General features: G+C 68.8%; 12 protein-coding genes. 8 read left to right on the top strand and 4 right to left on the bottom strand.

What is annotated here, in order from left to right; translation table 11 throughout:
- Positions 1-156 precede the first annotated feature (156 nt).
- The 8 genes from AC07YS_RS31580 to AC07YS_RS31545 all read left to right on the top strand — a co-directional run bounded on the left by AC07YS_RS31580 (position 157) and on the right by AC07YS_RS31545 (position 7,740).
- The gene (locus tag AC07YS_RS31580; protein ID WP_495270249.1) at positions 157-1,221 is read left to right on the top strand and encodes a ThuA domain-containing protein; all 1,065 of its coding nucleotides are present in this window, start codon (positions 157-159) and stop codon (positions 1,219-1,221) included.
- Between the two features lie 91 nt (positions 1,222-1,312).
- On the top strand, positions 1,313-3,538 hold the full coding sequence (locus tag AC07YS_RS31575; protein ID WP_495270250.1) for an outer membrane protein assembly factor BamB family protein: 2,226 nt from the start codon (positions 1,313-1,315) through the stop codon (positions 3,536-3,538).
- A 36-nt stretch (positions 3,539-3,574) separates the two neighbouring features.
- Positions 3,575-3,649, top strand: coding sequence for a pyrroloquinoline quinone precursor peptide PqqA (gene pqqA / locus AC07YS_RS31570; RefSeq protein ID WP_013539171.1), 75 nt, complete (start codon positions 3,575-3,577; stop codon positions 3,647-3,649).
- Positions 3,650-3,707: 58 nt separating this feature from the next.
- The gene (gene pqqB, locus AC07YS_RS31565) at positions 3,708-4,628 is read left to right on the top strand and encodes a pyrroloquinoline quinone biosynthesis protein PqqB (RefSeq protein ID WP_495270251.1); all 921 of its coding nucleotides are present in this window, start codon (positions 3,708-3,710) and stop codon (positions 4,626-4,628) included.
- 7 nt (positions 4,629-4,635) lie between these two features.
- Entirely contained in the window at positions 4,636-5,382 is a 747-nt protein-coding gene (gene pqqC, locus AC07YS_RS31560) for a pyrroloquinoline-quinone synthase PqqC (protein ID WP_495270257.1), read from the top strand.
- Positions 5,379-5,648: a pyrroloquinoline quinone biosynthesis peptide chaperone PqqD gene (gene pqqD / locus AC07YS_RS31555; protein ID WP_070059765.1), complete on the top strand. Its 270-nt coding sequence runs from the start codon at positions 5,379-5,381 to the stop codon at positions 5,646-5,648. Before pqqC ends, pqqD begins: the two co-directional genes overlap by 4 nt.
- A complete protein-coding gene (gene pqqE, locus AC07YS_RS31550) occupies positions 5,626-6,795 on the top strand; it encodes a pyrroloquinoline quinone biosynthesis protein PqqE (RefSeq protein WP_495270252.1) in 1,170 nt (389 codons plus the stop codon). The genes pqqD and pqqE overlap by 23 nt, the downstream gene beginning before the upstream one ends.
- 12 nt (positions 6,796-6,807) lie before the next feature.
- The gene (locus AC07YS_RS31545; protein ID WP_495270253.1) at positions 6,808-7,740 is read left to right on the top strand and encodes an alpha/beta fold hydrolase; all 933 of its coding nucleotides are present in this window, start codon (positions 6,808-6,810) and stop codon (positions 7,738-7,740) included.
- On the opposite strand, the gene AC07YS_RS31540 is transcribed toward AC07YS_RS31545, so the two are convergent.
- Genes AC07YS_RS31540 through AC07YS_RS31525 form a run of 4 tightly spaced genes read right to left on the bottom strand, consistent with a single transcriptional unit; the run spans position 7,721 to position 11,433 of the window.
- The gene (locus AC07YS_RS31540) at positions 7,721-9,127 is read right to left on the bottom strand and encodes an ELWxxDGT repeat protein (RefSeq protein WP_495270254.1); all 1,407 of its coding nucleotides are present in this window, start codon (positions 9,125-9,127) and stop codon (positions 7,721-7,723) included. The genes AC07YS_RS31545 and AC07YS_RS31540 overlap by 20 nt on opposite strands.
- Positions 9,128-9,131: 4 nt before the next feature.
- The gene (locus AC07YS_RS31535; protein ID WP_495270255.1) at positions 9,132-10,412 is read right to left on the bottom strand and encodes a TRAP transporter large permease; all 1,281 of its coding nucleotides are present in this window, start codon (positions 10,410-10,412) and stop codon (positions 9,132-9,134) included.
- Positions 10,409-10,975 (bottom strand): TRAP transporter small permease, encoded by a 567-nt coding sequence (locus AC07YS_RS31530; protein WP_495270256.1) that lies wholly within the window; start codon positions 10,973-10,975, stop codon positions 10,409-10,411. The genes AC07YS_RS31535 and AC07YS_RS31530 overlap by 4 nt, the downstream gene beginning before the upstream one ends.
- The gene (locus AC07YS_RS31525) at positions 10,972-11,433 is read right to left on the bottom strand and encodes a type II 3-dehydroquinate dehydratase (protein WP_062476570.1); all 462 of its coding nucleotides are present in this window, start codon (positions 11,431-11,433) and stop codon (positions 10,972-10,974) included. Before AC07YS_RS31525 ends, AC07YS_RS31530 begins: the two co-directional genes overlap by 4 nt.
- Positions 11,434-11,470: the final 37 nt, after the last annotated feature.

The following is an 11,470-nucleotide window of genomic DNA, read 5'->3' as shown; positions in this document are numbered from 1 at the left end:
GCGCGCCCTCACGGCTGGCGACGAATTCCTTCTTCGTCCCCGCCGGCAATTTCCGTCACTCCCACGTCTGCGCCTGCCGCCACCCGCGGCGCAGCGATACGTGCTGGGCGCGTGCGCCCGTCCGATTCCGCCATTGACCACCAAGAGGAGACTCCGTTGAAACATTCCAGATCCTTTCCCTTCGGACTTGCATCGGCCGCCGCGCTTGCGCTGGCATTGACTGCCTGCGGCGGAGGCGACGGCGGCGGCGGCGCGGCCTTGCCGTTCCTGCCCGTGGCGCCCGCGCCTGCTGCATCGGCACCGCCGCCCGCGCCGACCGACGAAGTGCCGGCCACGCCCACCGAGCCGGTGGCCGAGGTCGACGACAGCTTCGACGAGTACTACAACGTCTGCCGCGGCACCAACCCCAAGTGCTACAACGACTGGGGCGCGTTCGCCACCACGCCCGACCGCGTGCTGATCTACTCGCGCACCGCCGGCCCGCGCCATGCCGTGCTGGGCACGCCGATGGCGGCCGGCCTGAACCCGGCGATGAACACCGACAACGTGATGCAGGCAGGCCTCGTGCGCATGCTGTCGGCCGAGGGCATCACGGTCGACTGGACCGAGGACGTGGCCGTGCTGGGCAGCCGCATCAACAACTACAAGGCGATCATCTTCGCGAGCTCGAACCGCGACACCTTGTGGAACGGCGCGGTGAGCACCAGCCAGGACGCCGCGCGCACCGCACTGCGCAACTACATGCGCCGCGGTGGCGGCTTCGTCGGCCTGCACAACGCCTTCGGCGCCGAATACAACTGGCCCTACTACGAAGGCCTGCTGGGCAACGCGAACTTCTACAACCACGGACCGAACCGCGCGGGCGATGTCGAGATCGTCTCGGACGACCCTTCGACGAAGGACGTGCCCAAGCGCTTCTCCTTCCAGGACGAGTGGTACAACCTGATGCCCTTCCCGACGAAGGTGAAGTTCCTGGCCAAGGTCGACACCTCGACGCTGACGCCGCTCACCTCCGCGCCGCATCCCGGCCACGCCGACTTCCATCCGGTCGCCTGGTGCCAGTACTACGACGGCGGCCGCGCATGGCTCACGACCCTCGGGCACAACGCGCATTCGTTCACCGCCGACCTGTCGGGCGTGGGCGCCATCGAGTTCCAGAAGCTCGTCGTGCAAGGCGTGAAGTCGGCGATGGGCCTGACGCCTTTCTGCACCACTGAGTAACCACGACCTCCCGGGGCCGGTGAGGCGCCGTGTGCGCGCCACCGGTCGTTTCGAACATCCCTGTTCCAACGTTCACCGAGTAGAGACATCCATGAAGAAAAAATCATTGGTCACGCTGATGATCTCGTGCGGCGTGCTCGCATCGCCGTTGCTGATCACCGCCTGCGGCGGCTCCAGCGGCGGTGGCGGCACGCCCGTGCTGCCCGTCGTGCCGGCCCCTGCGCCGCCGCCGTCTGCCGGCACACCACCGCCCGCATCGCCACCGGCCGCCGCCGCACCCGCGGCCGACCTGTCGGACTGCTGCACCGCCGGCGACAAGGACTTTCCGAAGGTTGGCGGCAACCTGGGCAACCAGAACTATTCGAGCCTGCGCAAGATCAACAAGGGCCTGGTCACGCAACTCGGTGGTGCCTGGGTCAACCAGATCGAAGGCGGCATGACCACCGGCAACAACCAGAGCACCACCGTCGTCGTCGACGGCGTGCTCTACATCGAGTCCGCACTCGGCAACGTGGTCGCGGTGGACGGCAAGACCGGCGTGACGAAGTGGAAGTGGACCACGCCCTACGGCAGCATCACCCGCCGCGGCGTGGCCGTCGCCAAGGACCTGGGCCTGGTGTTCACCGTGGCCACCGGCAACCGCCTCGTGGCGCTGCGCACCGACACCGGCGCCGTCGAGTGGATCAAGCAGTACCCGACCAGCAGCACCGACCCCGACTACAAGGGCGCGCTGCAGAAGGTCGCGCTGGTCTACCACGACAAGCGCCTGTACCTGGGCACCAACGACGGCAACCGCGGCGCCGCATTCTCGGCCGACGCGCTCACCGGCAAGGTGCTGACCACCTTCTGGGGCGTGCCCCGCGCGGGCGAACTCGGCTACGACACCTGGGGCGGCGCACCCGACACGGCACGCACAGGCGCCACGCCGTGGATCCATCCCGCGGTCGATCCCGAGCTGGGCCTGGTGTACTGGACCTTCGGCAACGTGCGCGGCGGTTCGTCGCAAGACGGCTCCTCGCGCCCGGGCCAGAACCTGTTCGCCAACTCCATCGTCGCGCTCGACCTCAAGAGCGGCGAGTACAAGTGGCACTTCCAGTCGGTGCACCACGACATCTGGGACATGGACAACGTGATGTCGCCGGTGCTCGCCGACGTGAAGATCGACGGCAAGGACCGCAAGGTCGTCATCTACGGCAGCAAGACGGGCATGTACTACATCCTCGATCGCAAGGACGGCAGCGCGCCGCTGGGCATCGACGAAGTGCCCGTGAAGCAGGACGCCCGCCAGGCCAGCTGGCCGACGCAGCCCCTGCCGCGCCAGGGCGCCTGGACCGAGACCTGCATCGTCGACCAGCCGCTGGGCACGGCCATTCCGGGCGACCCGAACCGCGCGGTGCCCAACTACACGAAGGGCTGCCTGTACGACGCGCACTGGGATGTGCCGATCCTGTCCATTCCGGGTCATGGCGGCGGTGCCAACTGGAACCACCAGTCCTTCAGCCAGCGCACGGGCCTGGTCTACACGGGCATGGGCTACGTGTCGGCAGCGCACTCGCTCAGCGAGTCGAGCAACGGCCTGCGTCCGCCGGGCACCTACATGACCGGCGCGGTCGTGGCGGTGGACCCGAGCACCAACCTCGTCAAGTGGAAGAAGCCGCTGCCGTACTCGGTGGCGCACGGCAACGGCATCCTGAGCACGGCCTCCGACCTGCTGTTCATCGGCCAGCCCGACGGCAACCTGCTGGCGCTCGATGCGCAGGACGGCACCGAGCTGTGGCGCTTCCAGACCGGCGCGGCGATCAGCGCGAGCCCGGTCTCCTACGAGATCGACGGCGAGCAGTACATCGCGGTGTTCTCGGGCGGCACCAGCATTCCGTACGGCGACTCGGCCCCGCGCGGCGACCGGCTGTGGGCCTTCAAGGTCGGCGGCGCGGTGACCGCGGCCGCCACGCCGACACCGCCCGTGGTACGTCGGCCCGTGTCGGGCGCGGCGGTGGAGGGCGCGGCACTGCCGACGCCGAACACCGTGTTCCTGGCGCGCGTGCAGACGGCGGCGAACGAACCTGGCGCGACCGAATCGACGGCCGTCAATGCCATGACGCCGACCTTCATGCGCGTGCCTGTCAACACCGCCGTGACCTTCACCAACCCCGCAGCCAACGCCAACACCCACTGCGCCACGCAGTTCTTCGAAGGGCGGTTCAATTTCAGGCTGACCCCGGGCCAGTCGCAGACCCACACCTTTGACACGCCGGGCGAATACTTTTACAACGACTGCCATAGCCCGCGCCCGACGGGAAAGATCGTCGTCTATTGATATGTCCTCAACCCCAACCACTGAAGGAGCAATGCGATGAAATGGTGCAAGCCTGAGTTCGAAGAAATGCGTTTCGGTTTCGAAATCACGATGTACATCTCCGCTCGCTGAGCGCGCAGACCCACGGCACCGGCCTTGCGCCGGTGCCGTGTTTTCTTGTTGGACCCCCATGAAGATTCTGGTGCTGGGTTCGGGAGCGGGCGGTGGCTTCCCTCAATGGAATTGCAATTGCCGCCTGTGTGCCGGCCAGCGAAGCGGGCAGGTGCGGGCCACGCCCCGCACGCAGAGTTCGATCGCCGTGTCGGCCGATGGCGAACGCTGGATTCTGCTGAATGCCTCACCCGACCTCGGCGCGCAACTGCGCGCCTCGCCGGCCCTGTGGCCGCGCCACGGCCTGCGCCATTCGCCGATCGAGGCGGTGGTGCTGATGGACTCTCAAATCGACCACGTCGCAGGCCTGCTGAGCCTGCGCGAAGGGCAGCGGCTGCAGCTGTACTGCACGCCCGAGGCCCATGACGACCTCAGCGGCAGCCTGCCGCTGCTGCGCACCCTCGACAGCTACTGCGGCGTGACCTGGCATCCGTTGTCGCTCGAGGCCGGCGGCGGTGCCTGGCACGACATCGCCGGGCTGCGGCTGCAGGCCGTGCCGGTGCCCGGCAAGGCGCCGCCGTATTCGCCGCGCCGCCAGACCGAGGCGCGCAGCGAGAACGCCGCGGTGCTCATCGAAGACCCCACCACCGGCAAGCGCGTGCTCTACGCGCCGGGCCTGGCGCAGGTCGGCGAGGCCGAGCGCCGCAGCCTCGACGCCTGCGACTGCGTGCTGGTCGACGGCACCTTCTGGACCGAGGACGAGATGGTCGCGGCCGGGCTCGGCAAGAAGCACGCGGCCGACATGGGCCACCTGCCGCAGTGCGACGGGCCGCACGGCCCCGGCATGCTGCAGGCGCTCGACGCCTGCGCGGCGCGGCGCAAGGTGCTCATCCACATCAACAACAGCAACCCCATCCTGGACGAAGACGGGCCACAGCGCGCGCAGCTCGTGCGCCGCGGCATCGAGGTCGCGTTCGACGGCATGGCCCTGGAGATCTGAACACGTGATGCAACAGCAACGGCAAGAGACACAAGGCCCATGGTCCCCGCAGGAGTTCGAAGCGAGGTTGCGCGCCATGGAGTCGCGCTACCACAGCCACCACCCGTTCAATCGCCGGCTCAACGCGGGCGAGCTGCAGCCCTTCCAGGTGCGCGGCTGGGTGGCGAACCGCTTCTACTACCAGTGCCGCATCCCGGTGAAGGACGCCGCCGTTCTGTCCAACTGCGACGACCGCGCCACGCGCCGGCGCTGGGTGGTGCGCATGCTCGACCACGACGGGCATGGCGACCATGAAGGCGCCAACGCGGGCGGCATCGAGATCTGGACCCGCCTGGGCATCGCCACCGGCCTGGCGCGCGAGGTGCTCGAGTCGCACGCGCTCGTCGTGCCCGGCGTGCGCTTCGCGGTCGATGCGTATGTCAACTTCGCGCGCACGGCGCCGTGGCAGGAGGCGGTGATTTCGTCGCTCACCGAGATGTTCGCACCGCGCATCCACAAGGACCGGCTCGCGGGCTGGCCCACGCACTACCCGTGGATCGACACCTCGGGCCTGGACTACTTTCGCAGCCGCATTCCGCTGGCCGACCGCGACGTCGAGCACGGCCTCGAAGTGGCGATGCAGTGGTGCACCACGCGCGAGCGGCAGCAGCGCGCGCTGCACATCCTGGGCTTCAAGCTCGACATCCTCTGGGCCATGCTCGACGCGATCGAGAAGGCGTATCCCGACGACCTTCCGAAAGACCAGCAACCATGACCGCATGGACCGACGATGCCCAGCCGGCGCTCACCTCGATCTACCGCATGCAGTGGGAAGAGGCGCAGCAGTGCCACGTGCTGCTGTTCCCCGAGGGCATGATCAAGCTGAACGGGCCGGCGGCCGAGATCCTCCAGCGCTGCGACGGCAAGACCTCGGTGGCGGCGCTCGTGGCCGACCTGGAGCGCACCTTCGGCGAGAGCGACCTGCATGCCGACGTGCTCGAATTCCTGGAGCAGGCCCATGGACGCCACTGGATCCGCTGAGGTGCAACCCCGCGCCGTGGCCAAGCCGCCGCTATGGCTGCTGGCCGAGCTGACCTACCGTTGTCCGCTGCACTGCGCCTTCTGCTCCAACCCGGTCGACTACACGCGCTACCGCGAGGAGCTGGACACGGCCGAATGGATTCGCGTGTTTCGCGAGGCACGCGCGATGGGCGCGGTGCAGCTGGGCTTCTCGGGCGGCGAGCCGCTGCTGCGCGACGACCTGCCCGAGCTGGTCGCGGCGGCGCACGAGCTCGGCTTCTATACCAACCTGATCACCTCGGGCGTGGGCCTCACGCCGCAGCGCGCCGAGACGCTCAAGCGCGCGGGGCTGGACCACATCCAGCTGTCGTTCCAGGATTCGAGCCGCGAGCTCAACGACTTCCTCAGCTCCACGAAGACCTTCGACCTCAAGCAGCGCGTGGCCCGCACCATCAAGGACCTCGGGTACCCGATGGTGCTGAACTGCGTGATGCACCGCTACAACCTGCCGCACGTGGGCCGGATCATCGAGATGGCCGAGGCGATGGAAGCCGACTTTCTCGAACTCGCGAACGTGCAGTACTACGGCTGGGCCTGGCGCAACCGCGAGATGCTGATGCCCTCGCGCGAGATGCTGGCCACGGCCGAGGCGGTGGTTCAAACCCATCGCCCGCGCCTGGACGGTCGCATGAAGATCCTCTGGGTCGTGCCCGACTACGCCGAGGGCAAGCCCAAGCCCTGCATGGCGGGGTGGGGCAGCGTGTTCCTCGTGGTGGCGCCCGACGGCGTGGCGCTGCCGTGCCACAGCGCACGCATGCTGCCCGGGCTCGACTTTCCCAATGTGCGCGCGCACAGCATCCGTAGCATCTGGCAGGAGAGCCCGGCCTTCGGCGCGTACCGTGGCACGGGCTGGATGAGCAGCACCTGCCAGAGCTGCGACGAGAAGGAGAAGGACCATGGGGGCTGTCGCTGCCAGGCTTTTCTGCTGACCGGCGACGCGGCGGCCACGGACCCGGTGTGCCCGAAGAGTCCGCGGCATGAGGAGGTGGAGGCGATGGTCAAGGCGGCGGGTGATCCGCGCGACGTCGGCACGCCGATCCGCTTCGTGCCGGGCACGCGGCGTGCGGGCGACCTCGTCTTTCGCACCGACGCGAACGCGTTGGGTTGAGAGCACGCCCCGATGACGATCACCCATCGCCTGCCGCTGGATGGCGGGCATGTGATGCACGTCGAGGAGCATGGCAACCCGGCGGGCCTGCCCGTGGTGGTGTTGCACGGCGGGCCAGGCTCGGGCAGCTCGCCGCTGTTGCGCCGGGACTTTGATCCGGCGCATTACCGCATCGTCTGCCCCGACCAGCGCGGCTCGGGCCTCAGCACCCCCACAGGATCGATTGAGCACAACACGCTCGCCGATCTGCTGGCCGATCTGCGTCTGCTGCGCGCGCACCTGCGCATCGACCGATGGCTGGTGGTGGGCGGCTCGTGGGGCGCCACGCTGGCGCTGATGCATGCGCTCGATGCACCGGAGGCTGTGGCGGGCCTGCTGCTGCGCAACGTGTTCCTCGCGCGCCCGGGCGACATCCACGCGCTCTTCGCCGGTGCCCTGCAGCACGACGGCCCCGCATGGCGCGCACTGTGGGACGAGGCCGGGCGCCGGCGATGCCCGGTGACGGTGCCGATCGCCGAGGTCTTCGCGCACGGCACCTGGGCGCGGCAGTGCGAGCTGACGCGCCACTGGTTCGATTGGGAGCAGCGCCTCGCCACCGGAGGCACAGCGCCGCCGATCGACGAAGCGATGCTGCCGCGGCTCGTGGCGCGCTACCGCGTGCAGAGCCACTACCTGCGGCACGGCTGCTGGCTCGATGCGCCCACGCTGTTGCAGCGCTGCGCCGCATTGCCTGCTGTGCCCACGCTGATCGTGCACGGCACGCAGGACGCGCTGTGTCCGCCCGAGGGCGCACAGGCACTGGCGCAGGTGCTGGGCGCCCCGCTGCAGTGGGCGCAGGGCGCGGGCCACGACCCGACGCATCCGGCCATCGCCGCGGCGATGGCGCAGGCCTTGCGCGACTACGCGGCCACGCAGACCTTTGGTTTCAGCGCAGCCGCGTCTTGAGCGGATCGCCGATCAGCGTCACCCGGCCGTCCTTGTGGCGGGACCACAGTCGGTCGTTGCCATGGCCGTCGTCGGCCACGAAGAGCACGGCGTCGCCCAGCGCGCGAAAGCCCAACGGCATCGCGTGACGTTCGCCCGCGGCAAGGTCGGCCACAGCGCGAGTGCCGGCGGGCGTGCCGTCGCTGGTCCATGGCTCGACGCCCCGGCCACCGCCGCCGTTCGCCGCGAACCACAGGCGCGCCCCGATGACGGCGAAGCGCGCGGGTGAGCCGTTCTCCGCGCCCGGTGCGATGTCCTTCACGCGCACCGTGCCCGCCGCCGTGCCGTCGCTGCGCCACAGCTCCGCGCCCGACACGCCATCGGTCGCGGCGAAGTAGAGCTTGCCGCCCATCACGGCGATCGCGCTCGACATGGAGCCGCCCGGGCCGGGGCGGATGTCCTTCACCAGCACTGTGCCCTTCGCCGTGCCGTCAGTCTTCCACAGCTCGATGCCGTGCACGCCGTCGTCGGCCGAGAAGTACAGCGTGCGGCCCAGCACCGCCAGGTGCGTCGGTCGCGAAGGCGCGGCACCGGGGCGTAGGTCCTTCACCAGCTGCGTGCCGTGTGCGGTGCCGTCGCTCTTCCACAGTTCGGTGCCGTGTTCGCCGTCGTGCGCGGTGAAGTAGAGGTCGTTGCCCACGGCCGTGAGGTTCTGAATGCCCGCGTCCTCGATGCCCGGGCGGATGTCCTTCACGAGGCGCGTGTGCTCGGGCGTGCCGTCGGTCACCCAGAGTTCGTGGCCGTGCGTGCGCGTGGTCGCAGTGAAAAACAGGCGCGGACCGGCCACGGTGAGCTGGCGGGTGAGGGCGCGCGGCCCGGCATCGACGGCGGACACGCGCGTGGTGCTCTTCGCATCGCCCGTGGTCTTCCACACCTGGAAGCCGGTCTGGCCGTCGTCGGCCACGAAGTAGAGCGCGTCGCGGAACACGGTCAGCTCGTTGGGCATCGCGCCTTCCTCGCCGGGGCGCAGGTCGATCACCTGCGTCGTGCCGGCGGCGGTGCCGTCGGTGCGCCAGAGCTCGAGCCCGCTCGCGCCATCGGTGGCCGTGGTGTAGACGTGGCCCTTGAATGCGACCTGACCGGCGGGGAACGACCCCCGGAAGCCCGGCCGGATGTCCTTCAGCAAGGAGGTGCCGGCATTGCTGCCGTCGGTGACCCACAGCTCCTGGCCGGTCGTGACGTGGAAGGCGCTGAACACCATCTTGCCGCTGCCCAGCGGCGCGAGGCCGGAGGGCGCGATGAAGGCCAGCCGCTGGCGCTGCTCGGGCAGCACTTCGCGTTCGGGGTCTTGTGCAGCGGCGGGCAGGGCCGCGAGCAGGGCGAGCGCGGTGAGCAAAACGGCGCGCATCGGCTCAGCCCCCGAACCACCGTGCCGGCACGATCACCAGCTGCGGAAACGCCACCATCACGAACAGGATCGCGAACTCGGCCAGCATGAACGGCACCACGCCGCGCGTGACGTCGTCCATCGAGATCTTGCCGACGCCGGCCACCACGTTGAGCACCGTGCCCACTGGCGGCGTGACGAGGCCGATCGAGTTGTTGATGATGAACAGCACGCCGAAGTACACGGGATCGATGCCGGCCGCCTTCACCACGGGCATGAGCACCGGCGTGAGGATGAGGATGGTCGGCGTCATGTCCATCGCCGTACCCACCACCATCACGAGCACCATGATCGCGATCATGAGCAGCATCTGGTTGCCCATGAACGGCTGCAGCATGCCCACGATCTTCGAGGGCAGGTCGGCCACCGTGATGAGCCAGGCGCTCACCATCGCCGCGGCGATCAGGAACATCACGATCGCGCTGGTCTTGGCTGCGCTCACGAAGATGGCGTACAGGTCTTTCCAGGTGATCTCGCGGTACACCACCGTCGACACGAACAGCGCATACACGGCGGCCACCACCGCGGCCTCGGTGGGCGTGAACACGCCCATGCGCAGGCCCACGAGGATGATCACCGGCAGCATCAGCGCCCACAGCGCGTTGCGGAAGGCGGCGGCAATCTCGGCCGACGACTTGCGCGGCGGCGGCACGATCTTTTCGCGCCGCACCAGCCAGGCCCAGGTGATCCACAGCGCGCCGCCGATCAGCAGGCCCGGCACGATGGCCGCGAGAAACAGCTTGGAGATCGACACGTTCGCCGCCACGCCGAAGATCACCAGGCCGATGCTCGGCGGAATCACGGGGCCGATCACGCCGGTGGCCGCAATGAGGCCGGCCGCGCGCGGCTTGTCGTGGCCCGCGCGCACCATCATCGGCAGCAGCAGCGCGGTGAGCGCGGCGGCGTCGGCCGCGGCCGAGCCCGAGAGCGCCGAGAGCAGACAGCCGGCCATGATGGTCACGTAGCCCAGGCCACCCTTCACGTGGCCCACGAGCGCGAGTGCGAAGTCGACGATGCGCTTGGACAGCCCGCCCACGTTCATGATCTCGCCCGCGAGCATGAAGAAGGGCACGGCCAGCAGCGGAAAGCTGTCGGCGCCGCCGATCACGTTCTGCGTGAGGATCTGCGCGTCGAACAGGTCGAGGTGCCACATCAGCGCCACGCCGCTGGCCAGCAACGAGAAGGCGATGGGAATGCCCATCGCCATGGCGAGCAGCAGCGAGCCGACGAAAACAGCGATGGTCATGGCCGTGCCCCCGGTTCCTTGGCGTCTTGCGAACCCAGGATCTGCTGCAGCTGCACCGCTTCTTCCGATTCCTGCACCATCACCAGTTCATGGTCGGCGATGCGGCCCGTGAGCAGGCGCAGCAGGTCGAGCGCCAGGATGAGCCCGGCCAGCACCGAGAACACGATGCCCGCCGCGTAGACGATGGCCATCGACGCGCCGGTGACGGGCGCCGTCACGTCCCAGTTGATGCGCGCCTGCGCGATGCTGCCCTGCAGCAGCAGCCAGACGATGTAGAGCATCACCGCATGGCCGACGGCCAGGCAGATCTTCTTGCCGATGGGGGGCAGCTTCTGCACCACCATGTCCACACCCAGGTGGCCGTGCTCCTTCAGCGCCACCACGGCGCCCAGGAAGGTCATCCAGATGAAGAGCCAGCGTGAGACTTCCTCGGACACCGTGATGCCCGAGTTGAAGCCGTAGCGCAGCACCACGTTGCCGAAGACGAGCACGACCATGACCGCGAGCGCGGCCGCGATCAGCGCCTCGATGCCGCTGCAGCACCGGTCGAGCCAGCGGGTCATGCGGAGGCCTGTGCTTGCGCTTGCGCCTGGCGCTGCATGTCGACCAGCGCGCGCAACGCGGCCAGGTACGACAGCGGGCCCAGGCCCTGGACCGTGCCCTTCACCGCCGGCGAGATGATCGAATGCGCGCGCCATGCTTCGCGCGCGGCGATGTTGGACATGTGGACCTCGATGGTCGGGAACGGCATGGCCTTGATCGCGTCGTGCAGCGGCACGCCGTGCTGCGTGAGGCCGGCGGGGTTCACCAGCGCGCCCTGCGCATCGTCGATGTGGGTGTGCAGGAAGTCGATCAGGTCGCCTTCGTGGTTCGACTGGATGGTGTCCAGCGTCACGCCGAGTTCGCCGGCGAGGGCCTGCAGCTGCGCGTTGATCTCGGCGAGCGTGGTCTTGCCGTAGATGTGCGGTTCGCGGCGACCGAACAGGTTGAGGTTGGGGCCGTGGAGAACGAGGATCTTCATGGGGAGCTTCGGTGAGGGACGGGCTGGCTTGCTGACT

This window comes from Variovorax sp. GW458-11-26-14-LB1 (assembly GCF_059423965.1).
This window is presented reverse-complemented; position numbering and strand designations above follow the sequence as displayed.